This window comes from Nostoc sp. (assembly GCF_036917515.1).
In the GTDB taxonomy this organism is placed as follows: Bacteria; Cyanobacteriota; Cyanobacteriia; order Cyanobacteriales; family Nostocaceae; genus Nostoc.
The window spans coordinates 1-22,460 of record NZ_JBALDE010000103.1 but is presented as its reverse complement, the minus strand read 5'-3'; the positions used below and the strand labels follow the sequence as shown (position 1 = coordinate 22,460).

22 protein-coding genes and 1 pseudogene are annotated in these 22,460 nt (G+C 41.3%); 15 read left to right on the top strand and 8 right to left on the bottom strand.

Annotation, left to right across the window (positions count from 1 at the left end):
• Positions 1–18: 18 nt before the first annotated feature.
• Complete coding sequence (locus tag V7K89_RS12625) at positions 19–315, bottom strand: hypothetical protein (RefSeq protein ID WP_335187528.1); 297 nt, start codon at positions 313–315, stop codon at positions 19–21.
• A gap of 46 nt (positions 316–361) precedes the next feature.
• Positions 362–673: a hypothetical protein gene (locus V7K89_RS12620; protein ID WP_335187527.1), complete on the bottom strand. Its 312-nt coding sequence runs from the start codon at positions 671–673 to the stop codon at positions 362–364.
• Between the two features lie 140 nt (positions 674–813).
• Between V7K89_RS12620 and V7K89_RS12615 the strand changes: the two genes are divergently transcribed.
• From V7K89_RS12615 to V7K89_RS12605, 3 genes are all read left to right on the top strand, one after another.
• A complete protein-coding gene (locus tag V7K89_RS12615) occupies positions 814–1,911 on the top strand; it encodes a helix-turn-helix domain-containing protein (protein WP_335187525.1) in 1,098 nt (365 codons plus the stop codon).
• A gap of 14 nt (positions 1,912–1,925) precedes the next feature.
• Complete coding sequence (locus V7K89_RS12610) at positions 1,926–2,144, top strand: hypothetical protein (RefSeq protein ID WP_335187523.1); 219 nt, start codon at positions 1,926–1,928, stop codon at positions 2,142–2,144.
• Between the two features lie 161 nt (positions 2,145–2,305).
• Complete coding sequence (locus tag V7K89_RS12605; protein ID WP_335187521.1) at positions 2,306–2,593, top strand: GIY-YIG nuclease family protein; 288 nt, start codon at positions 2,306–2,308, stop codon at positions 2,591–2,593.
• A 3-nt stretch (positions 2,594–2,596) separates the two neighbouring features.
• Here V7K89_RS12605 and V7K89_RS12600 read toward each other — a convergent pair whose 3' ends face one another.
• Complete coding sequence (locus tag V7K89_RS12600; RefSeq protein ID WP_335187519.1) at positions 2,597–2,779, bottom strand: hypothetical protein; 183 nt, start codon at positions 2,777–2,779, stop codon at positions 2,597–2,599.
• Between V7K89_RS12600 and V7K89_RS12595 the strand changes: the two genes are divergently transcribed.
• Positions 2,770–5,253 (top strand): nSTAND1 domain-containing NTPase, encoded by a 2,484-nt coding sequence (locus V7K89_RS12595; RefSeq protein WP_335187517.1) that lies wholly within the window; start codon positions 2,770–2,772, stop codon positions 5,251–5,253. The genes V7K89_RS12600 and V7K89_RS12595 overlap by 10 nt on opposite strands.
• A gap of 32 nt (positions 5,254–5,285) precedes the next feature.
• Here the strand turns inward: V7K89_RS12595 and V7K89_RS12590 are convergent, their stop codons facing one another.
• Positions 5,286–5,600, bottom strand: coding sequence for a hypothetical protein (locus V7K89_RS12590; RefSeq protein WP_104907687.1), 315 nt, complete (start codon positions 5,598–5,600; stop codon positions 5,286–5,288).
• A gap of 365 nt (positions 5,601–5,965) precedes the next feature.
• Here V7K89_RS12590 and V7K89_RS12585 point away from each other — a divergent pair, with 365 nt between their 5' ends.
• Positions 5,966–7,048, top strand: coding sequence for a class I fructose-bisphosphate aldolase (locus V7K89_RS12585; protein WP_335187515.1), 1,083 nt, complete (start codon positions 5,966–5,968; stop codon positions 7,046–7,048).
• Positions 7,049–7,167: 119 nt separating this feature from the next.
• Here V7K89_RS12585 and V7K89_RS12580 read toward each other — a convergent pair whose 3' ends face one another.
• Positions 7,168–7,836: a ribonuclease T2 family protein gene (locus V7K89_RS12580; RefSeq protein WP_335187513.1), complete on the bottom strand. Its 669-nt coding sequence runs from the start codon at positions 7,834–7,836 to the stop codon at positions 7,168–7,170.
• A 201-nt stretch (positions 7,837–8,037) separates the two neighbouring features.
• Here V7K89_RS12580 and V7K89_RS12575 point away from each other — a divergent pair, with 201 nt between their 5' ends.
• Together V7K89_RS12575 and V7K89_RS12570 are read left to right on the top strand one after the other, a co-directional pair.
• Positions 8,038–9,204, top strand: a complete 1,167-nt coding sequence (locus V7K89_RS12575; protein ID WP_335187511.1) for a pyridoxal phosphate-dependent aminotransferase — start codon at positions 8,038–8,040, stop codon at positions 9,202–9,204.
• Positions 9,205–9,490: 286 nt separating this feature from the next.
• A complete protein-coding gene (locus tag V7K89_RS12570) occupies positions 9,491–10,120 on the top strand; it encodes a hypothetical protein (RefSeq protein WP_335187509.1) in 630 nt (209 codons plus the stop codon).
• A 22-nt stretch (positions 10,121–10,142) separates the two neighbouring features.
• On the opposite strand, the gene V7K89_RS12565 is transcribed toward V7K89_RS12570, so the two are convergent.
• The 3 genes and pseudogenes from V7K89_RS12565 to V7K89_RS12555 form a co-directional block, all read right to left on the bottom strand.
• On the bottom strand, positions 10,143–11,399 hold the full coding sequence (locus V7K89_RS12565) for a tetratricopeptide repeat protein (protein ID WP_335187507.1): 1,257 nt from the start codon (positions 11,397–11,399) through the stop codon (positions 10,143–10,145).
• Positions 11,400–11,706: 307 nt separating this feature from the next.
• Positions 11,707–12,295, bottom strand: a pseudogene (locus V7K89_RS12560) (Uma2 family endonuclease).
• 88 nt (positions 12,296–12,383) lie between these two features.
• Positions 12,384–13,571 (bottom strand): tetratricopeptide repeat protein, encoded by a 1,188-nt coding sequence (locus V7K89_RS12555; protein WP_335187505.1) that lies wholly within the window; start codon positions 13,569–13,571, stop codon positions 12,384–12,386.
• A gap of 409 nt (positions 13,572–13,980) precedes the next feature.
• Between V7K89_RS12555 and V7K89_RS12550 the strand changes: the two genes are divergently transcribed.
• From V7K89_RS12550 to cbiE, 8 genes are all read left to right on the top strand, one after another.
• On the top strand, positions 13,981–15,264 hold the full coding sequence (locus V7K89_RS12550) for a proton extrusion protein PcxA (protein WP_335187503.1): 1,284 nt from the start codon (positions 13,981–13,983) through the stop codon (positions 15,262–15,264).
• A gap of 151 nt (positions 15,265–15,415) precedes the next feature.
• Positions 15,416–15,892, top strand: coding sequence for a hypothetical protein (locus V7K89_RS12545; RefSeq protein WP_335187502.1), 477 nt, complete (start codon positions 15,416–15,418; stop codon positions 15,890–15,892).
• 290 nt (positions 15,893–16,182) lie between these two features.
• On the top strand, positions 16,183–17,052 hold the full coding sequence (locus V7K89_RS12540; RefSeq protein WP_335187500.1) for a polyphosphate kinase 2 family protein: 870 nt from the start codon (positions 16,183–16,185) through the stop codon (positions 17,050–17,052).
• 278 nt (positions 17,053–17,330) lie between these two features.
• Positions 17,331–17,483, top strand: coding sequence for a chemotaxis protein CheB (locus tag V7K89_RS12535; RefSeq protein ID WP_442941650.1), 153 nt, complete (start codon positions 17,331–17,333; stop codon positions 17,481–17,483).
• A 296-nt stretch (positions 17,484–17,779) separates the two neighbouring features.
• Positions 17,780–19,675 (top strand): CheR family methyltransferase, encoded by a 1,896-nt coding sequence (locus tag V7K89_RS12530; RefSeq protein WP_335187498.1) that lies wholly within the window; start codon positions 17,780–17,782, stop codon positions 19,673–19,675.
• A gap of 426 nt (positions 19,676–20,101) precedes the next feature.
• Positions 20,102–20,698, top strand: a complete 597-nt coding sequence (locus V7K89_RS12525; RefSeq protein WP_335187678.1) for a tRNA-(ms[2]io[6]A)-hydroxylase — start codon at positions 20,102–20,104, stop codon at positions 20,696–20,698.
• 18 nt (positions 20,699–20,716) lie between these two features.
• On the top strand, positions 20,717–21,121 hold the full coding sequence (locus tag V7K89_RS12520; protein WP_335187496.1) for a VOC family protein: 405 nt from the start codon (positions 20,717–20,719) through the stop codon (positions 21,119–21,121).
• Positions 21,122–21,156: 35 nt separating this feature from the next.
• The gene (gene cbiE / locus V7K89_RS12515; RefSeq protein ID WP_335187494.1) at positions 21,157–22,362 is read left to right on the top strand and encodes a precorrin-6y C5,15-methyltransferase (decarboxylating) subunit CbiE; all 1,206 of its coding nucleotides are present in this window, start codon (positions 21,157–21,159) and stop codon (positions 22,360–22,362) included.
• Positions 22,363–22,460: the final 98 nt, after the last annotated feature.

Below are 22,460 nucleotides of genomic sequence, written 5' to 3'. Positions count from 1 at the left end.
CGCTTTACTTCACTTCATTTATAGATATATTTCTCCTCTTTCTTTGCGTCCTCTGCGTCCTTTGCGGTTCGTAAAAAAAACTACGAGTATCAAAGACTCGTCAGCGAGTATTAAAGACTCGTCCACGAGTATCAAAGACTCGTCAGCGAGTATTAAAGACTCGTCCGCAAGTATTAAAGACTCGTCAGCGAGTATTAAAGACTCATCCGCGAGTATCAAAGACTCATTCACGAGTATCAAAGACTCGTTCGCGAGTATCAAAGACTCGTCGGCGAGTATCAAAGACTCGTCGGCGAGTATCAAAGACTCGTTCACAATGAATTAGAAGTTATTGATTCTAACTCATCACTAATTTTTACTCTTAATTAATCGTCTTTTGGTTGGAATTTGTGCTTTCCTGCTTTTGGGCAATGTCTTCTACTGCTTTGCATTGCCTTTTGTCAATATCTGACTTAATGATGAGTCCCTTAGTATTGAGCGCTATTTCCACCCGGTATTGACCATTCACCATATTAATCGCAGTGTAAGTGACTGTACTAAACATCATCACTCCGCAAAGTGATAAGGTAATTTGCAGAATTCCCAGTTCTCGTTTCATTTTCAAAGCCTTTAATCGCTTACATTCATCATTAAAATTTGGTGCTAGCTGAGAACGGAGTTGAGAAATAGTCACTTATTAGACAAGTTTTAGTTGACTGTTGGTTAAGTTCAGGATGACTATAATTTCTAGAGTGCAACAGGTTATCGCTCAACAGCAAGGCTATTTAGCTAGTATAAAAACCTGATATACTCACAGCAGATTCTCCATGAAGAATGATGGCGCGATCGCTCCGAGTAGCCCCAGAGTATATTGAAAAAGTTAAGTCAGCACTTAAGCGTAACGGCTATCCTAGCCAGCAGTCCTTGGCTACTGATATAGGAATTTCTCTCTCCACAGTCAAAAGCTTTCTCACTGGTAAACCTGTTGACTATCTAAATTTTGTAGAACTTAGCAAAAAACTGGGGTTAGAGTGGCAAGACATTGCATACAAAGAACCAGAAACTCAACTGCCTAAACCTCAGCCAATTAACGGGGAAGCATCACCCTTCATCACTGGCGCACCCATCACCCAGCCGCGTTATTTTTTTGGACGAGAGAAAGAATTAAAACGCCTCTTCAATCTACTCAAACGCCATCCCCTACAAAACGCTGCCATTATCGGCAAAAAACGCAGCGGTAAAACATCTCTGCTGCACTACTTAAAAAATATCACCACCACCCCAGCAGAACAGCTGCGTCCTGAGCAAAAATCTGACTGGCTAGCACATCCAGAAAATTACTGTTGGATTTTTGTAGACTTACAAGACGCACGAATGCAAAGTCGAGAAGGACTACTAAAGTACATCCTAGAATCACTGAAGATGCAAGTGCCGATACCTTGCGATTTAGATCGTTTCATGGAGATAGTCAGCGATAATTTGCATTTTCACACAGTCATCTTATTGGATGAGATTGGCGTTGGCTTGCAACGCTGTTCAGAATTAGATGATGGCTTTTGGGAATGTTTGCGGTCTTTGGCAACTAACCATACAGGGGGGAATCTAGCATTTGTCTTGGCTACCCCGGAATCACCGATTGACATGGCGCACAACACGGGACACAGTTCACCCTTTTTCAATATTTTCGGCTACACCGCACATCTGGAAGCATTAACTGAGACAGAAGCGCGAGAATTGATAGCAAGTTCGCCCATTCCCTTTACTGACAAAGATGTAGAGTGGATTTTGACAGAAAGTCGCTGCTGGCCATTGTTGTTGCAAATCCTGTGTAGAGAAAGATTATTTAACTTAGAAGAAGGGGAGAATGATGATAATTGGCGTGAGGAAGGTTTACGACAAATAAAACCATTTGCTGATTTATTAAATTCATAACTAGCAGAGTAACTATGAAAGCACACCGAATAGAAACAAAGTTAACTCAAAACAGAACCTTGATTCTTGAGGATTTACCGTTTCAAGCAGGCGAAGTAGTAGAAATCATTGTTTTAGAACGTTTTCCCCAACCTTCAGAATCTAATCTTTATCCTTTACAGGGAACGGTTATTCACTATGATGATCCTTTTGAGCCTGCTGTACCTATAGAGAATTGGGAAGTCTTGCAATGATAAATCTAAATTGTCATTGCGAATGGAGCGAAGCGGAATGAAGCAATCGCAATGCCTCGCAATGACCGTAAATATTTTTGTCCATCTACTTATAATTTTGCAGTGACAAATATCACAAAAATTTGTTATGACTGAGTTTCTATCACAAAGAAAGATTAGAAATGAGCGAGCAATATTATTTGTATATCATGACAAATAAATATAATACTGTCCTATATACAGGAGTAACAAACGATTTACAAAGGAGAGTTTATGAACACAAAGAGAAAATAATAGAAGGATTTACTAATAAATACAACATTAATAAATTAGTTTATTACGAGGTATTTGAAGATGCTTATACAGCAATTAGTCGAGAAAAACAAATTAAAGCAGGTTCCAGACAAAAGAAAATTGATTTAGTCAATAGCATCAATCAAGAATGGAAAGACTTATATGATGGATTGTAAATTTTACTGGTGTGATTGCGATCGCACCAAGGTAAAGCCTACTAATCCTAGCCTTTGCGATTGCTTCATTCCGCTAGCGCTGCATTCGCAATGACAAAGTATGTCCCAAGCAAGCATAACGAAGTCAAGCAAAGCGATCGCAATGACATAGAGTTTTAAATAGGAGTGCAAAAACGTTGACTTCACCACAACTACCCCCCAACGCCTACACCAATGCACCCCAGCAGCACCCCAACTTAATCCTCGGTAGCCTGCAACTACTTTTCTGGCTTGTTTTTCACCCCTCAGCGTGGCGTAATCACCTGAAGCGCATTGACCCCATTTTAGACACCGACTCCTCTTTGATTATCTTGTTCAGACAAGGGCGATGGCGAAACCTAGCTCTGTGGTGGCTGTTCATCCAGGGATACTTCATCTTACCTATCCTGCCTAACTTACTGTTGGGCTTGACGCTGTGGATGTTGGGTCAACCAATCCTAAATATAGCTTTTCGCGTAACGGAAGGTGTGGCGGTAGGCGTGGTGTTCAGTGTGGCGGGAGACCTGGCGGGAGGTGTGGCGGAAGGCGTGGCGGTAGGCATGGCGGGAGCGGTAGCGGGAACCGTGGCAGGAGCCGTGGCGGTAGGCGTGGTGGTAGCCGTGGCGGTAGGCGTGGCGGGAGCTGTGGCGGTAGGCGTGGCGGGAGGCGTGGCGGGAGCTGTGGCAGGAGCCGTGGCGGTAGGCGTGGCGGTGGGCGTGGCGGGAAGCGTGGCATTAAATGTGGGATCAGGCGTGGCATCAGGCGTAGTGTTCGGTGTAGCGTTTGGTGTAGCGTTTGGTGTGGCAGGAGGCGTGGCGGTAGGTGTGGCGGTAGGTGTGGCGGTAGGCGTGGCGGTAGGCGTGGCGGTAGGCGTGGCGGTAGGCGTGGCGGTAGGCGTGGCGGTAGGCGTGGCGGTAGGCTTGGTCGGAGCCGTGGCGGCAGGCGTGGGAGTAACTATTAACTCCTGGCGACTTTTTCTATCCTTTCCATTTCTCTTTGTCTGGAATTATCTCCTCTATAGATTAGACAAACGACGTAATGGTAAAAGCCCTTGCTTATTGCGCTTTCACTCCGCCATCTGGGATGAGTGGCAGCATTTACATTTGCGCGGCTTGGACGAGCATCTCCTCTTCGTCATTGAACATAATCCAGTTGAAGGCAAAGCTGCTTTAGAATATCTCAGTACCAGCCCCCAACGCTGGGCGGCGCAAGCTGCACAAATTGAACTGGATGCACTCAGTTTACAGGACTGTTCTGATGTGGAAGCTATTCGTAAAGCTCGTCGCAGTCTGGTAAGTAGCGAACTAAAGAGTGAATTTAGCCCTCTACTACAAATCTTTAGCCGCATCAGTGAGGATGTTGATGCTGCACTCAATCAAGCAAGAACTTATAATCAGCGCTTACTTCTCAGAGATGTTGCAGATAAATTAAATCTACAGTTGCAGAACTTCGTTCGTAGCAGCGACAAATACACAATCCGTTTCTACCCCATTATCAAAAGTTGGCGTGAGATAGTCACCAACTATATAGATGAACTGGCTAAAATTACTGAACTCCACCAAGAAATTGACTCGCCTTACATCATTGGTGTACCCCTCACGCGGGAGCAAGAAATTTTCACGGGGCGTGATGACATCGGCTTACGCATCGAGCAACTACTGCGCGATCGCCGTCGCCCACCTCTGCTACTATACGGTCAGCGACGTATGGGTAAAACTTCCCTGCTCAATAACATTGGAAAATTACTACCTAGTAACATCATCCCTATGTTTGTGGACTTGCAAGGCGCACCTTCATCAGCTAGTGACCATGCAGGTTTTCTTTACAACCTGGCTAGAGATATGGAGAAGTCAGCAAAAAAGCAAGCTGTAATTCTACCGTCCCTAGCCCGTGAAGTGCTAGAATCTGACCCCTTCACCTATTTCTATGAATGGCTAGATAAAGTAGAACAGGCTCTAGAACAAAATACCGCCTTACTAACGCTAGATGAATTTGAGGTGCTAGACAACGCCATAGCCAAAGGTCGCTTTGATGAACAGGATATTTTGGGAATGCTGCGTCACCTCATCCAACACCGTCCCCGCTTCAAGGTATTACTGGCTGGCTCTCATACTATCGAAGAATATCAGCGCTGGTCTAGTTATCTAATTAATGTCCAAGTAGTGCATATCTCTTACCTCAAAGAAGCGGAAGCACGACAATTAATTGAACGTCCCGTCAAAGATTTTACCCTCCGCTATGAACCCAACGCTGTTGAGCGAGTGCTACAACTCACCCGTTGTCACCCGTTCTTAGTACAACTACTCTGCGCGGAAGTTATTGTCCTTAAGAACGAACAAGACCCCTCTATGCGGCGATTGGCAACTTTCGCGGATGTGGAAGCAGCGATACCAGAAGCTTTGCAAAGTGGTGGTTTTTTCTTTGCTGATATTCAAAACAATCAAGTAGACGCTACTGGACAAGCTATTCTACGTTTTATCGCCGCTCAAGGGGAAGGGGCTATAGTTAGCCGCCAAACTCTACTGCAACAGTTCCCTGATGCTGATATTACTTTCAAATTGCTGTTGCAACGGGAGTTAATTGAGGAAGTTGACGACGGCTATCGCTTCCAAGTGGAGTTGATTCGCCACTGGTTTATTTGAATCATATCTGATAAGTTAACTGATGACAAATGCTATTTGTGCTGACGTAATTGCTCTACTATATATTCTTCCAGTTCTTGTTTTTCTCTGTTACTAGCATTTCGTTGATAAGTTCTTCCAGTTTCTTGAATAAACCTACGTTTCTCACTGGGAGAAGATTTGAGTTTACCTCCAGTTCCTTGCAGCTTTTGCTGTAATTCTTCCCAAGTTTTTTCACCCACACTTTCACCTAATTTGACCAGTGCCTTTGGGAGTAACATTTTTGCCTCTCGTTGAAAATCTTCTTCTGTCTCAAGGGAAGCTAAATCTATATTGCTGAAGTCGATATCGATTTGAAATTTACTCATAAAATTGTATTTATTCTGTTCAAAATTATTACCCCAATCGGAGGAAGATAGGTTTTCAATTTTCAACTACAATTTCAATATAGTATTATTGTACTGTTTGAAGTTGATAATTGATTTGAAAATATTAAATCCGAAAGTTGATTGAATACTTCCGGTAGTATAGCCCTACTTAACCATTCACAACAAGATTCCCGACTTTTTAAAAGGAAGTAGAGAATCTCAGCCTTTTGATTTTCACTTATACAATAAGATTGCTATATCTTCAGAAAGAAGACATATCACTAATCTCCGTACAACCAAGTTAGCAATATTAGAAATGCTATCTTAAAAGCAAGGTCATTTGCTCAATGTTTGAGGATAATACTATGACTACAACGCTAAAAGAGGCTAATTCTATTGAGTCATTGCTAGGTAAAGAGGCAGAAGACCTACTTACCCACAAAGCAAAAGTTTCTCGTGATTTAATACATTTGCCGGGCCCAGACTTTGTAGATCGAATCTGGCTTAACAGCGATCGCAATCCTCAAGTATTGCGTAATCTCCAGTTACTTTATTCTACTGGTCGTCTGGCAAACACAGGTTATCTCTCGATTCTACCGGTAGACCAAGGGATTGAACACTCAGCAGGTGCGTCTTTTGCGCCCAATCCGATTTACTTCGATCCAGAAAATATTGTCAAATTAGCGATCGCCGCAAATTGCAATGCTGTTGCTACCACTTTGGGAACATTAGGCATCGTATCGCGCAAATATGCTCACAAAATTCCCTTTATTGCCAAAATCAATCACAACGAATTGCTGACTTTCCCCAACCAATTTGACCAGGTATTGTTTGCTGATGTGGAACAAGCTTGGAATTTAGGGGCCGCTGCCGTAGGTGCGACAATTTATTTTGGCTCAGAGCATTCTACCAGGCAAATCCAAGAAATCAGCCGAGCTTTTAAACGCGCCCATGAACTCGGTTTAGTGACTATTCTCTGGTGTTATCTGCGGAATAACGCCTTTAAACAAGACAAAGATTACCACCTTGCAGCTGACCTCACCGGACAAGCGAATCATTTGGGTGTGACGATTGAAGCCGATATTATCAAACAAAAGTTACCCGAAAATAACAATGGCTACGGTGCAGTTGCCAAAGCCAGTGGTAAAAGTTATGGCAAAACCGATGAGCGCGTTTACACAGAGTTGACAACCGATCACCCAATTGATTTAACTCGTTACCAAGTACTGAATTGCTACTCTGGACGTGTCGGGTTGATTAATTCTGGTGGCGCGACTGGTAAAAATGATTTCGCCGAAGCAATACGCACCGCCGTGGTCAACAAACGCGCTGGTGGTTCGGGATTAATTTCTGGGCGAAAGACCTTCCAACGTCCTTTTGAGGAAGGTGTAAAACTGTTTCATACCATTCAGGATGTTTACTTGTCGCCAGATGTGACGATAGCTTAGGGAGTGGGGACAAGGGGACAAGGGGGAATTATTGAATAAATTTCTTCCTAGTCTTCCCCTTCTTCCTTGTCTACCTATCTTTTTTCAATGCCCAATGCCCCATGCTCCATGCCCCATTGTTATCTAACGTTTCTTAGTAGAAAATCTGGCTGACCACAACTTTTTTGCGATCGCTTCAAAATCTCAGCACTACAAATACCAGGTTCACCATTTTTGGAATAACAAAAGAAGACTTCTTGCAAAAATCTTCCTGAACCTGAACAAAAAGGTGCTACACCATCAGCAGTAATTTGATTATTCGCACTTACAAATGAATTTTTAAAATTTGTAATTGTGGTACGCACGGGTTTATTAGGACGATTATAAGCTGCGGGAATAGCGATCGTATCTTTTAATTGTTTACTCAATCCCAAGTATTCCGCCGGAGTTTTCCCCGAACAAGTACCATGTTTTTGCCATTCATGATCATAAAGTTTATTACTAGGATACAAATTTGGAAACCGTCGCTTTATCTCCGATGGTAATTTTTGTGTGGAACAATTAGCAGGATAACCAGTTTGATATTGCGGCCACAAACCATGTAGTACAAAACCAAGTTTCCTTCCAGAACCACACTGCTGCTGGTCACGATTACCATTTGTCGCACAATAATCCGGCGACCAAGAGAGTGTCAGGACATAAAAATCAAATTTACCCGGAGTACCGCGATTTTGAGCAATGGCAGCATTAGGTATAAAAAGACTAGTAATTAGCAGAGAAGATGCAATCAAAAGTTTCTTAATCTGCATAAAAACAGTTAGTTTCCACTAAAAATAAAGTTATATACGATACATTATCAAGAGTCAAGAATCAAACTGCTTTGCGGAGTCATTAGTCATTTGTTATTTGCTCCCCAATCCCCGATTATCAATGAATTCAGAAAAAGCAAATCTTGGTAGGGATTCTGGGATATCCTTAAAGAAGTGAAAGATTTGCCAAAAATAGTAAGAATGAAGCTGGCAGCAAGAGTAAGTCAGGTAACACCTTCATTAACCTTAGCGATCGCAGCCAAGGCTAAGGCACTGAAGGCAGATGGAATAGATGTTTGTAGTTTTAGCGCTGGAGAACCAGATTTTGATACTCCGGCGCATATTAAAGCCGCAGCAGTCAAAGCTTTGGATGAAGGCAAAACCAAGTATGGTGCAGCCGCCGGAGAACCAAAGTTAAGGGAAGCGATCGCCCACAAGCTTAAAACCGACAACGGTCTTGATTACAAGTCAGAGAATGTGATTGTCACCAATGGCGGTAAGCATTCTCTATACAACTTAATCGTGGCATTGATCGATGCAGGTGATGAGGTAATTATCCCTGCTCCCTACTGGCTAAGTTATCCTGAAATGGTGACTTTGGTCGGTGGTATTTCAGTAATTGTCCCTACAGATGCAACAACGGGTTATAAAATTACTCCCGAACAACTCCGTAAAGCAATCACGCCGAAGACAAAGTTATTTATCCTCAACTCCCCATCTAATCCCACAGGGATGGTTTACACGCCAGATGAAATCAAAGCACTGGCACAGGTAGTAGTTGATGCAGATATCTTTGTTGTCTCTGATGAGATTTACGAAAAAATTCTCTACGACGGTGCAGAACATATCAGCATCGGTTCTCTAGGGAAAGAAATTTTTGACCGCACTTTGATTAGTAATGGGTTTGCAAAGGCTTATTCCATGACTGGGTGGCGTCTCGGCTATTTAGCGGGGCCTGTAAAAATCATTAAAGCAGCGAGTACCATCCAAGGGCATAGTACATCTAACGTGTGTACCTTTGCCCAATATGGTGCGATCGCAGCCCTACAAAGTTCTCAAGATTGTGTCGAAGAAATGCGCCAAGCCTTCGCCAAACGCCGACAGGTAATGCTAGAAAGACTCAACGCCATTCCCGGATTGAGTACTGCAAAACCAGATGGCGCTTTTTATCTGTTCCCTGATATCAGCAAAACCGGTCTAAAATCTCTAAAATTTTGTGACGCTTTGTTGGAAGAACATCAAGTTGCAGTCATTCCCGGAATTGCTTTTGGCGCTGATGACAACATTCGCCTTTCCTACGCCACAGATATGGCGACGATTGAAAAGGGAATGGATAGATTAGAGAAATTTGTCAAGTCGCGTATTTAGTTAGTTGTCAGTTGTCATTTGTCATTTGTCATTTGTGAGGAGAATTTACCAACTCTCCAACTTTTAACTCTACCTTTTCGACTCAGAAAAGGTGGAGTTCATTTTCAAGCTTGAAGTTTCATGTTCCGAGCTAGTAATTTCGAGTTCAGAGCTTGAAGTTCCCAGTTTCAACTAAAATATTAATTAATTCCAGCATCATCAAGCTGAACTTTACATCAAGAGTTATTTTTTAGGCTTAACCGAACTAGTATTGCTCCTATTTTTACCTGCTTTTATTGGTTTTATCATGACTGAACGTCACCGTCCCTCAATACTTAAACCAAATGAATTCTACACATTTCGCAGTTATTTTCTAATGAAATTTGCTCCCGCCGATATTTTGCGGGAATTAGGAGTAACTTTAACTAAAACAACAATCAATTTACCTGTGGCTGCTTCAGAATTACTAACTCGCTTACCAGACTTACACCAACGCTTAGAAGAAGCGATCGCTCGTGTTAGTCTAACTAGTGAAGCGGCTAGACGAGAGGTACTAATCGCACCCATCTTATTAGAAGTAGCCCACATTACAAAAGCAATAGTTAATATTGAGTACCCGATTGAGGTTAACCAGTACCTTAGAGGTGACTTAGATTACTATCTTCAGTCAAAACACAATGTCTTAGTGGTAGAAGCAAAACAGGCAGATTTAACACGGGGATTTACTCAGTTAGCGACGGAGTTGATTGCCTTGGATACGTGGGTAGAATCAGATGAGTCAATCTTGTATGGTGCTGTGACTACTGGGGATATTTGGCAGTTTGGTAGTTTTGATCGCCAAGACAGGAAAGTGAGTCAAGATTTAATGTTGTATAGGGTACCAACTGATTTGGAAATCTTGATGCAGATTTTAGTAGGAATTTTGATACAAGGTTAAACAGATGCAACGCCTCAAGCATCTACTTCTGAAGTTGGTTGATGGTGTCCAGTGCTTTTTGGGACTCCTCTATTTTTCCTTGTTGTTTAAAGATATCTGCGGCTTGCTGGAAGTCAGTAATTGCCCTCTTTTTATCTCCCAAACCAGCCCGGAAAATGCCCCGATTGTAGTAGGCTAGGGCATCGTTAGGATTAATCTGCAAAGCTTGGTTATAATCTTCCATTGCCCCCTTGTTATCTCCCAATTCATCGCGGGTATTTCCTCGGTTGATGTAAGTTTTGGCATCGTTGGGATTAATCCGCAAAACTTGGTTGTAATCTTCGATTGCCCCCTTTTTATCTCCCAATTGAGCGCGGACAACACCCCGATTACCGTAAGCTTCGGCATAATTGGGATTAATCCGCAAAGCTTGGTTATAATCTTCCATTGCCCCCTTGTTATCTCCCAAATCAGCGCGGGCAATACCCCGGTTGCTGTAGGCTTCGGCATAATTGGGATTAATCCGCAAAGCTTGGTTGAAATCTTCCATTGCCCCCTTGTTATCTCCCAAATCAGTGCGTACAACACCCCGGTTGTAGTAGGCTTCGGCATAGTTGGGATTAATCCGCAAAACTTGGTTGAAATCTTCCATTGCTCCCTTTTTATCTCCCAAATCAGTGCGTACAACACCCCGATTACCGTAAGTTTCGGCATAGTTGGGATTAATCCGCAAAGCTTGGTTGAAATCTTCGATTGCCCTCTTGTTATCTCCCAATTGGGCGCGGATAAGACCCCGGTTGCTGTAGGCTTCGGCATAGTTGGGATTAATCCGCAAAGCTTGGTTGAAATCTTCCATTGCTCCGTTTTTATCTCCCAAATCAGCGCGGACAACACCCCGGTTGTAGTAAGTTTGGGCAAAGTTGGGATTAATCCGCAAAGCTTGGTTGTAATTTTCTATTGCCCCTTTTTTATCTCCCAATTGGGCGCGGGCAACACTTTGATTGATGTAAGCTAGGGCAAAGTTAGGATTGAGGCGAATTGCTTCAGTATAAGCTGCGATCGCTCCTTGCAAATCTCCTTTCTTTTGCTTATCCAAACCCTGATTAAAGAAGTCTTCAGCCGTGAGGGTTGCAACTTTGAAAGCATCAGTTAAACGAATTTCCAAAAAATTTATGTCGCTAGCATAACTGGGCTGATTGATGATTACAGTAGTGGTAAATGTAGTCAAGGTTGCTATGGCAAAGGCTTTTGCAACCTCTATCGACAATTGAGGAAACAATAATTGTCTTATAAATAACATAAAGAATAAATGTTATTGTCGAGTGGTTATACAAAATAATACAGGCTTACTAAGGAACTTTACCGCGATTTGTCTCTAAGCACCACAATATGTAAGATCCTGCATTACGCTACTGGACATTTTTTTAATTGCAAGTCTTTTAACCTGATGTTCAGGGTTCTCAGCCTTATGTTTTCTGTTGCGAGCGAGTAGTTCCGAGTTTTAAGCTTGAAGTTCCGAGTTCTGAGACTAAAATTTCAGCTTGCGAAGCTGAAGTTTCATGTTCCGAACTGGAACTTTCGAGAACCAAGCTTGAAGTTCCACGTATTTACACAAACAACCGCGCCACGGTGCAAATAAAATTTGTTAACAGAGGTGAAGAGAGGTCATCTGTTGCGAATAATGTTGCTACTAATTTCAGGACTGCTTTTTCTCGGCGATACACTTCAACCTGTTGTAATTGCCAGTTCAAAATCCAATATTCTTGAACTCCTCTAGAAGCATATAATTTTAGCTTTATTTCGCGTAGGCGTAGCCCGCTGTAGGCATCGCGTCGCTCGTTTTGGACTCCAGGAGAAAGTACTTCTACAACCAGTTCTGGCGCTCCCGTTAAATGTCCTTCCATTATCAAGTAAAATGGCGAGGCGTTCTTTACTTACCCAAACCACATCGGGAATAACGTTATCTGCATCACTAAAAATAATTCCTGGATTAGGAACAGCTTCACCAAGACCTGTTGAGAGTGACCAAGTTCTTAATTCTCCACAAATATTCGCTATGGCTTTTTGATGTCCCCAATGCGGTGCCCTAGTCACAAATAATTCCCCATCAATAATTTCGTAGCGATTACCGTTATCTGGCAATAACTCTAAGTCTGCACTTGTCCAGCGTATCCGTTCATCAATGGTTTGGCTCATCGAAACCTCTGAAATATTGATAATAATATCTTAATGTCATTTGTCATTTGCCATTTGTCATTTGCCAATGCCCCATGCCCCCTCACCTCTACATCAATTTCATCTCCTGCAACCCCTGGCGTAGCCTCTTCGCCTCTTCGGGATTATACCTTTCGTGAAGGGCGATCGCTTTTTTAAAAGCTGTTAAACTATCTTGATGATTGCCAATTTTCAGCAACACTACCCCTAAATTTTGATATGCTTCGGCATAGTTAGGATTTAAGGTGATTGCATGTTGATAATATACGATCGCATCTGCAAATAAACCCAAAGCTTTAAATGTCATCGCCAAATTATAATGTCCAAAAACAAAAGTGGGATCGATTTTTAAAGCTGTGGTATAAGCAGTTTTCGCACCGTTGAAATCTCCTGCTGCTTTGAGTAAGTTACCCAAGTTGTTGTATGCTCCTAGTTTGAGCATGGGATAAATTGGCAATTTGATGGCAGCTTGATAGTGAGAAATCGCCTGTGGGGATTTTTGTAACCGATTGTAGGCAATGCCTAAATGATAGTGGAGTTCATATAAAATATCGTAGTTGTCTTCAGCAACGGTGATTCCTTGTCTTAGCAAATCCATACCTTGAGAAATTTTCCCAGTTTGCACATACAACGCTCCTAATTTACTGCAAACATAGGGATCGTTGGGATGAGTTGCCAGAAACCCTTCCATCGCCGTAGCGGCTTTAGCATATTTGTTATTTTGAGCGATCGCACTTTTTTGATATCCTGTGTGTACAAGGGCAACGCCAGGTAAATAACCTATTTGCCAATGGGGTTCTCTGGTTAAAATTTCTGAGACACTATCATCTACCAAGGCATGGTAAGGACGGTCAAAATGAATATCTGGATGATTGCGGAATAGCCTGGAAACCAAAGAATAGGGAGATTGTTCTGCACCAACTTCCTGGCGGACGAGGTTGATGAGCAGATATTCATCTGTTGCGATCGCCTCTCGTAACTGCGGTACAATTGTTGGAGTCAGAGTTTCATCAGCATCTAATACCAAAATCCAATCACTAGTGACATATTTGAGAGCTGCATTGCGGGCAGCACTGAAGTCATTACACCATTTAAAATGATGGACTTTTGCACCGAGTTGTTGGGCAATATTAGGAGTGTGATCGATTGAGCCTGTATCCAAGACTATCATTTCATTCACTACTTTTCTCACACTGCTCAGGCATTTCGGCAGTGTTGCTGCTTCGTTTTTGACAATCATGCATAGACTCAAACTCATAATTTAAAAATTGCGAGTGGGGATCAGGGAAATGAGGGGATAAAGGGAGATGAGAAAGCAATATCTCTACTTCCTATTTTCTTTGAGAGTGATAGACTCTGCATAGTGGAAGATTTGCCTCGATTGTGAAATGTTGCAATCAAGGCTTTTGTGTGAGCATAAACACTGATAACTGGTGTAAATGATGACAGTGTAATCGATAAACTGCCAATCTAATATAACCAGTGTCAATTTATGCTAATCCATCTGATTTTACAGGTAATATGAAATTGGTAGACGTAGCCCGTCGTAAACATCACATTAGGGAGTATTACCTGAATCTTGATTGGACTAACTATTTAGCTGTTCTTACCCATTTTTTTTTGATTATATAACTATAATACACATTATCTAAATAGTCATATATGTAATGAAAAACTCACTTAGCAGAACAGCAAAATTACTCCGCAAAAATTTCCAAAAATATTTGCGATCGCTTAACCGTTGGTTGTCAGATACACCAGAAAGGGCACTTTCAGAAGCTTACCAAGCAGCTCAAAGAATTAAAAACATTGAACTCGAACATTTTGATAACAAAAAAATATCTTCACACTCAGTCAATTATACTGAAAACGTAATGTCTTATTGGCAAGTATATTTGAACAAGAACTTAACTATTATTAAATTTAGGCTTGCAGAATTTCAACTGAGTCGTGGAATTATTAATATCTCTAATCCTGTCTTGTTAGAAAAATTGAAGGTGATTGATGAAGTAGTAGAAAAGTACGCCATCAAATATGAAACAATTAATGAGCTTCCATTGTCTTCAACTTATCAGCCTTTAAACATCAAGGAAAAAGAAATTAAAAAAAAGTTAAAAATACCTAATATAGATGAAATTAAAGTTAAACCTCCAACTCAACAAACTGGAGAGACTCCAAGCTCTATTGGCAGAAAGATTAATAAAATTCAAACCGATTTAGCACCGCAGACAGAAGAAGAGTTTATCACAAATTATCGTATTTCCAAAAGTAGAACAATAATTGCTTTGAAGTTTTTGATAGTTCTAATTATTGTACCACTTTTAACTCAAACTTTATCTAAAGAATTTATAGTATTTCCAATATTAGAAAGGGTTAGAGGAGATAACGTAACTAAAATTTTTCTGAATTCTGATATGGAGAAAGAAGCACTCCATGAATTACATAAGTTTCAAGAAGGACTAAGATTTGAATATTTGCTTAATCAAGTGCCATCCCTTTCTTCAGAGATAGTACAAGAGAAAATAAAAAGTAAAGCAGTTGAAATATCTGAAGAATTTCAGATAAAAAGTAATAGTAATATTAGTAATGTTTTTGCTGATTTAATATCACTATTTTCTTTTGGTATAGTTATCGCTATAAGCAAAAGAGAAATATTGATTCTTAAGTCTTTTATAGATACTATTGTCTATGGTCTCAGCGATAGTGCTAAGGCTTTTTTGATTATTCTATTTACAGATATATTTGTCGGATTTCACTCGCCAGATGGCTGGGAAGTCCTTCTTTCAGTATTCGCAGAACATTTAGGTCTACCAGCCAGTCGAAATGTAATCTTTTTGTTTATTGCCACATTTCCTGTAATTTTAAACACTATCTTTAAATACTGGATTTTCCGCTATCTCAGTCGTTTATCTCCATCAGCATTAGCTACATTAAAAGAGATGGACGAATAATTTGTAATTATCCAACGCCTAAGTTGACTTTCTTTGAAGAAAGAATATATTTTTTCCTATAAATCAATTAATTACAAATTACGAATTATTTTCACGCATTTGTCTTTTGATTCGCTAGGCTATGTATATCCTGGTTTTTCCGAAGCGTACTATGGATTTTGAAAGCCAAGTTAATGCCTCAACTCCTACAGACAACACAAAGTTTGCTCAACCAACTACTACCCGGAAGCCGCTGGAACTGCTGCGAGATACTGAAGCTTTGCTTCGTCACCCAACTGTAGCGAAACTATCGCCGATTTTGCCACCAAAACTGAGCAATAGATTCCAAGCAATCTCATCTTTGGCAGATGACTCTTTTAAGGAACTGGCAGAAATTGACCTAAATACTATTAGTGATTTTGAACTGCGTCCGGCACGAATTCTTGTTGGTTTAAGCCTTGTTGGTTTTGGGGCACTCATGATATTGATGCTGCTGCTATACTTAAACACATTGCATCCAAAAACCAGTACAGTTGAGCAGATTCGGCAATATTGGTATCAATATATTTGGTTTGTCAGTTTAGGTGTCACCGGGATGTTTATCTTGGGACGTGAAGCTATGCGTCCTATGCCAAAGCGACGGAAGTAATTCGTAATTAAGTTTTGTTATAGAGATATGAGTAAAAAAGAATGTAGTGAGGTAACAATGCTATATCTCTACAAAGGTTCTGAATAACGCATATTTAATTTTACTCCTACCTCTAATAGGAATTTACAAAAAGTTACAAAACTAGTCGATGACCAATTCTAGGGAGTTAAATTGCCAGAATCAGTTAAAAGTTATGAATTTTGATTCCAAATTTTAATAAATTATAACTTTCAGAAATTAATACTTCAAAATGTGCTTGTGTATTAAGTAGCTGTAAGGAGATTTTATACATGAATCATGATGCTTTCATTGTTCCGCCAGGTTCAAAGATTTCTCTGAAAAAAAACTATGATCCAGCCTATAAGAGTGATTTTCATCAAAAAAGTGATGCTGCAACCAAATTACAGGTAGATATTGCAAGACTAGCTAATTACCAAAATATTCTCTATGCTCAAAACACCTATGCTTTGTTAATTATTTTTCAGGCATTGGATGCTGCTGGCAAAGATAGCACTATTAAACACGTGACCTCTGGTGTGAATCCCCAAGGATTTCAAGTATTTAGTTTTAAGGGACCCAGTGCGGAAGAATTAGACCATGACTACTTGTGGCGCTCAATGAAAGCTCTGCCAGAAAGAGGAAGAATTGGCATATTCAACCGTTCATACTATGAAGAAACATTAGTGGTTCGCGTCCATCCAGAAATGCTGCAAAAACAACAACTTCCTCACTTCCCTAATGGAAAAAAGATATGGAAACAGCGTTTTGAAGAAATTAATAACTTTGAAAAATATTTGGTTGATAATGGTGTAATTATTCTAAAGTTTTTTCTAAATGTCTCCAAGTCAGAGCAGAAAAAGCGCTTTTTAGAACGGATTAACCTTCCTGAAAAAAATTGGAAGTTTTCAGATAATGATGTCCGAGAACGAGCTTTTTGGGATGATTATATGAATGCTTATGAAGATGTTTTTAATAATACTAGTACTAAATGGGCGCCGTGGTATATTATTCCTGCCGATCGCAAATGGTTTACCCGCCTGACTGTTGCCAATATCATCTGTACAAAATTAGAAGAACTAAATCTGCAATACCCAACAGTTAGTGAGGAACATAAGCAGCAACTTTTGGAGGCAAAACGTATTCTAGAGCAGGAAGATTAACCTGTGAATTTGATAAGTAAAGGCAAAAAAATGCGGAAGTAGTTCAGATATCTTGTAGAAGATAAATTAAGAATAAAGAATTTTAACTTTATTAATCATATTTGTAACTAAAGAAGTTACGCAGATAGTCATAGGCGCAAAATTCTGATTGAGATAGCAGAAAATGCCAAAAATCATCCACCTCACTTTACTAATGTTGCCTTTGATATAGTGGCGATCGCCCTTGTGCTAACTAGAACGGGTAGTGATGGTGCAACGGGAATAGAAGCGATAAAAAAATGGGCGGTACTGTTATTGTCCAAAACGTAAAAACCGCCGAATTTTCCGGGATGCCCTCTGCCGCAATTCAAACTGGCAATGTAGATTTTATTCTTCCCCTTGACGAAATTTCTAGTACCCTGGTGACTTTGATCATGGGAGAATCTGACTAAGGATAGAGACAGGGGGGGAGGGGAGCAGAGCAAATATGTTTTAGAATGCAACTTAGTGTCACCATAGTTTACAGCTATTTTCAGGTAAATAGACCACGCAGTAGGGGTGCAAGGTCTTGCGCCCCTACAATAGATGTGGTTCAAATATATAAAAACTGCTGTAATGAGTCTTTGATACTCATTAATGAAGCTCAGAACTTTGTTAATGAGTCTTTGATACTCGCCAACGAGTCTTTGATACTTGCGGACGTAGATCGGTCTACCCCTCTACTCCTCTGCTCCTTTGCCCCTAACCTATGACTTCTGCAGAAAAAGATCCCAATTTTGAAAATCTACTAATTTATCTCAGACAAAGCCGAGGATTTGATTTTACAGGCTATAAGCGCTCGAGTTTAATACGTCGGGTACTCAAGCGGATGCAGTTATTAACTATAAAAAGTTTTAAAGAATATCAAGATTATCTGGAAGTTTATCCAGAAGAATTCAATTATATTTTCAATACCATTTTAATTAACATCACTACTTTTTTTCGAGATCCATCAGCTTGGGAATATATAGCAGAGCAAATACTGCCTAATCTGATTAAGAAGAAAAAAGCTTCCGATAAAATCCGCATTTGGAGCGCTGGCTGTGCTTCTGGGGAAGAAGCTTATACCTTGGCAATGTTGATCGCCCAAATTTTGGGAGCAGAGGAATTTTGCCAACGAGTGAAAATCTACGCTACAGATGTAGATGAAGAGGCTCTCAACCAAGCTAGACAAGCTGTGTATTCAGCAGAAGATATCCAAACGATACCAGATGAACTGCGGCAGAAATACTTTGATGTTGTTGGAAACCGCTATGTCTTCCGTCAAGACTTGCGCCGCTTAGTGATTTTTGGTCGCCACAATTTACTTCAGGATGCGCCTATTTCGCACTTAGATTTATTAGTCAGCCGCAATACATTAATGTATTTTAATTCTGAAACTCAAGGGCGAATTTTAGCCCGGTTTCATTTTGCACTAAATGATAATGGCTATCTGTTTTTGGGAAAAGCAGAGATGCTATTGATGCATTCTAGTCTGTTTACGCCGCTAGACTTGAAAAATCGGATATTTACTAAGGCATCGATGGTGAATTTACGCAATCGCCTCTTAGTTATGACAAATTCCCTAGATGACAAATCTAGTAACCGTTTGTCTCAAAACCTCCCATTGCAAAATATGGGTTTTGACACAGCTCCAATCGCCCAAATAGTCATTGATATCAATGGCACTCTAGTAACGGTGAACGAGCAAGCGCGGATTTTGTTCGGCCTTTTCCCCAAAGATTTAGCTCGTCCTTTCCAGGATCTAGAACTTTCCTATCGCCCAGTTGAATTGTGCTCGCTAATTGAACGGGCTTATACTGAACGCCGCCCTGTGAGCCTAACAAATGTAGAGCGTTATGTGTCTAAGACAGAAATCCAATATCTAGATGTACAAATTACGCCTTTACAAGAAACAGACAGCAGCTTTTTAGGAGTCAGTATCTCCTTTCATAATGTCACCCGTTATATTAAACTCCAAGATGCCCTGCAACGTTCCCAACAAGAATTAGAAACTACCAACGAAGAACTCCAATCTACCAATGAAGAATTAGAAACTACTAACGAAGAATTACAATCTACCAATGAAGAGTTAGAAACTACCAACGAAGAACTCCAATTTACCAATGAAGAATTGGAGACGATGAATGAAGAACTCCAATTTACTAATGAAAAATTACAGACAATTAATAACGAATTGAGCGAACGCACCACAGAACTCAATTGCACAAATATTTTTCTCATCTCTATTCTCAAAAGTCTCCAAACGGGAATAGTGGTAATTGACAGTAGCTTTAATATCTCTATTTGGAATTACATGGTAGAAGATTTATGGGGCTTACGAACTGATGAAGTGATCGGAAAGTCTATCTTCAGCCTAGACATTGGGCTACCCGTCGAGCAGTTGCGATCGCCTATTCGTAAATCCCTATCCGGGAAAAAGCAGTTTGAAGAAATGATCCTCGATGCTACTAATCGTCGGGGTAGGCAAATAAAATGTTACCTGGCAATTACTCCGCTGCTTGGGATTGAAATGCAAGGAGCAGTTTTGATGATGGTAGATGTAGACAAGGCCAGCAGTATGATTTCTATTCAAGATATAGAGAAACGACGGCAGCAAGAATGAAGGAGGCAGGGGAGCAGGGAGAGATAATGAAGGAAGTATCGATTTTCCGGCAGAACTAATTGCGATCGCTGTGGAAGATAGTCAGGGTAAAACCAATACGGTTCAGTTACAGCTATTTTCAGGTAAATAGACCACGCGGTAGGGGCGCAAGGCCTTGTGCCCCTACAACAGATGTGGTTCAAATACATTAAAACTGCTGTAAGCATTTCTTTTTTCTCTCTGCGTCCTCTGCGCCTTGGCAGTTCGTTAAAAAATTGACTTGGAAAACAGAGTTTTAGCCTTAACTGAACCGTATTAAGGGTAAAACTGGAAATTTTAGCGAAACCCTTCACTACCGAGCAGTTATTGAACTTTGTCCCAAAAATATTCCGTTAAAATCAATTTGCTGGACTATTTAGCAAAATTAAAATTTTGGAGTTTTCTGATGTGTTTACTCAGTTATCAACTATCAACGCCCTGAAACAGCCCACTAGCTCTGCTTGGGTTGAACAAGCGCTCGCTAATTTAGATATTATCTTACTCGACCACTCCCACTGCGAACGCAAAGCAGCAGGCGTGGCTTTGAATATGATGTTTCGCTACCCTTCCAATACTAAAATGGTTCGGGAGTTAACAGCGATCGCCCGCGAAGAACTAGAACACTTTGAGTTAGTTAACCAATGGTTAGAACGCCGGAATATTCCCTTGGCTCCTTTACCACCGCCTCCCTACGGCGCTCTTTTAAAAGCTGCTGTCCGCCCCAAAGAACCTGAGCGATTTCTCGATTCTTTACTAATCACTGGTTTAATTGAAGCTCGCTCTCACGAACGCCTGGGACTATTAGCTGCTCACTGTCCAGAGCCAGAGTTAGCAAAATTTTATCGTGGGCTAATGGCATCCGAAGCGCGTCACTACGGTATATATTGGGTTTTAGCTACTACTTATTTCGACAAAGAAATTGTCATGCAACGGCTTGATGAATTAGCAATTGTCGAAAGCGAGTTGCTAGCGAATTTGCACCCAGAACCTAGAATTCACAGTTAGTAGACTAACCCAACAGATATGAAGCTTCAGCTAACACACCTGAGACTACTTGTCTCCAACTACAAAGATTCTTTTCTGTTCTACCGGGATCTGCTGAAATTTGATGTCGATTGGGGCGATGAAGATAGCGGATATGCTGAGTTTAATAGCGGATATCTCAAGCTGGGTTTGTTCAAAAAAGAATTAATGGCTGAAGTAGTCCCAAGAATTGAACAGCCTTCATACGTTGTCAATCGAGATAAAATTGTGTTGATTTTCGCAGTTGATAACGTCGATGAAGTCTACGAGCAAGTAAAGGCTCAGAATGCGCTGGTTGTGACTCAACCACAAGATCGCCCAAGCTGGGGAATCCGCACAGCTCATTTGCGCGATCCTGATGGCAATCTGATCGAAATCTACAACAATCTCGGAATTATCAGTTAAAAGTTCCTGCCAACAACGTTATGAAGTAATTAATCATGAAATGGCTTTCTATTGTTGGCATTGGGGAAGATGGATTACAGGGGTTAAGCGCGATCGCTCTTTCTTTACTCGATCGAGCCAAAGTTATTGTCGGAGGCGATCGCCATTTAGCAATGCTTCCTACAGATGACCAACGTGAGAAACTAGTCTGGACATCTCCCATTAATGCTTCAGTAGAGGAAATCATCCAGCGTCGCGGCCAGTCAATCTGCGTACTCGCAAGCGGCGATCCGATGTGTTACGGCATAGGTGTCACCTTGAGCCGGCGAATTCCCATCTCTGAAATGACGATTATCCCCGCACCTTCAGCCTTCAGCCTCGCCTGTGCCAGGGTGGGATGGTCTTTAACTGAGGTGGAAACTTTGAGTTTGAATGGTCGTCCATCTTCTCTACTCCAGTCTTATATTTATCCAAAAGCGCGGCTGTTGATTTTGAGTGAGGGTAAAGACACACCAGCGCTCGTTGCTCAAATTTTGACAAATCGCGGCTATGGTGGCAGTAAAATCACCGTATTGGAGCGTATGGGCGGCGCTGATGAAAGAATTGTGGAAGGTACGGCTGCATCCTGGGGTGAAACCGAAGTTGCGGCTTTGAATGCGATCGCAGTTGATTGTATTGCTGATGCTGGGGTTATGCCATTACCAAGATTACCAGGATTACCAGATAAAGCCTACCACCACGATGGTCAGTTAACGAAGCGTGAAGTTAGGGCAATCACCCTTGCAGCTTTGGCTCCCACACCGGGAGAATTATTGTGGGATGTGGGCGCGGGTTGCGGCTCAATTTCAATTGAATGGATGCAAAGTAATGCTCGATGTCGAGCGATCGCGATCGAACAAAACTCCTCTAGACTACTGTATATTGCTGACAACGCCGCCACTCTTGGTACTCCAAATCTGCAAATCATTGAAGGTAAAGCGCCCCATGCCCTAAAAGATTTGCCAGCACCAGACGCCATTTTTATTGGTGGTGGGGTTACAACAATGGGACTTTTTGATATTTGCTGGGAAGCATTGCGGCCAGGTGGGCGTTTAGTAGCGAATGTTGTCACGGTAGAGGGTGAGCAAACTTTATTTCAATGGCATGAACGAGTCGGTGGCAATTTAACTCGTATTGCCATTCAGCGGGCGGAACCTATTGGTCAATTTTTAGGTTGGCGAGCAATGGCAGCTGTGACGCAATGGGTAGTAGTGAAGTCTTAAAAATTGGGCGTTGCATAAGTGCGGGATGAATCAGGTTAACACGGGTATTTTCCCGTACTTCAAGTAATGAAGTAATAATCGAATTGAATACTTCAGCA

Coding starts and splice junctions, on each gene's coding strand:
- V7K89_RS12615 (WP_335187525.1), top strand. CDS start 814: ATGATGGCGCGATCGCTCCGAGTAGCCCCAGAGTATATTGAAAAAGTT.
- V7K89_RS12610 (WP_335187523.1), top strand. CDS start 1,926: ATGAAAGCACACCGAATAGAAACAAAGTTAACTCAAAACAGAACCTTG.
- V7K89_RS12605 (WP_335187521.1), top strand. CDS start 2,306: ATGAGCGAGCAATATTATTTGTATATCATGACAAATAAATATAATACT.
- V7K89_RS12590 (WP_104907687.1), bottom strand. CDS start 5,600: ATGAGTAAATTTCAAATCGATATCGACTTCAGCAATATAGATTTAGCT.
- V7K89_RS12585 (WP_335187515.1), top strand. CDS start 5,966: ATGACTACAACGCTAAAAGAGGCTAATTCTATTGAGTCATTGCTAGGT.
- V7K89_RS12580 (WP_335187513.1), bottom strand. CDS start 7,836: ATGCAGATTAAGAAACTTTTGATTGCATCTTCTCTGCTAATTACTAGT.
- V7K89_RS12575 (WP_335187511.1), top strand. CDS start 8,038: ATGAAGCTGGCAGCAAGAGTAAGTCAGGTAACACCTTCATTAACCTTA.
- V7K89_RS12570 (WP_335187509.1), top strand. CDS start 9,491: ATGACTGAACGTCACCGTCCCTCAATACTTAAACCAAATGAATTCTAC.
- V7K89_RS12565 (WP_335187507.1), bottom strand. CDS start 11,399: ATGTTATTTATAAGACAATTATTGTTTCCTCAATTGTCGATAGAGGTT.
- V7K89_RS12555 (WP_335187505.1), bottom strand. CDS start 13,571: ATGAGTTTGAGTCTATGCATGATTGTCAAAAACGAAGCAGCAACACTG.
- V7K89_RS12550 (WP_335187503.1), top strand. CDS start 13,981: ATGAAAAACTCACTTAGCAGAACAGCAAAATTACTCCGCAAAAATTTC.
- V7K89_RS12545 (WP_335187502.1), top strand. CDS start 15,416: ATGGATTTTGAAAGCCAAGTTAATGCCTCAACTCCTACAGACAACACA.
- V7K89_RS12540 (WP_335187500.1), top strand. CDS start 16,183: ATGAATCATGATGCTTTCATTGTTCCGCCAGGTTCAAAGATTTCTCTG.
- V7K89_RS12535 (WP_442941650.1), top strand. CDS start 17,331: ATGGGCGGTACTGTTATTGTCCAAAACGTAAAAACCGCCGAATTTTCC.
- V7K89_RS12530 (WP_335187498.1), top strand. CDS start 17,780: ATGACTTCTGCAGAAAAAGATCCCAATTTTGAAAATCTACTAATTTAT.
- V7K89_RS12520 (WP_335187496.1), top strand. CDS start 20,717: ATGAAGCTTCAGCTAACACACCTGAGACTACTTGTCTCCAACTACAAA.
- cbiE (WP_335187494.1), top strand. CDS start 21,157: ATGAAATGGCTTTCTATTGTTGGCATTGGGGAAGATGGATTACAGGGG.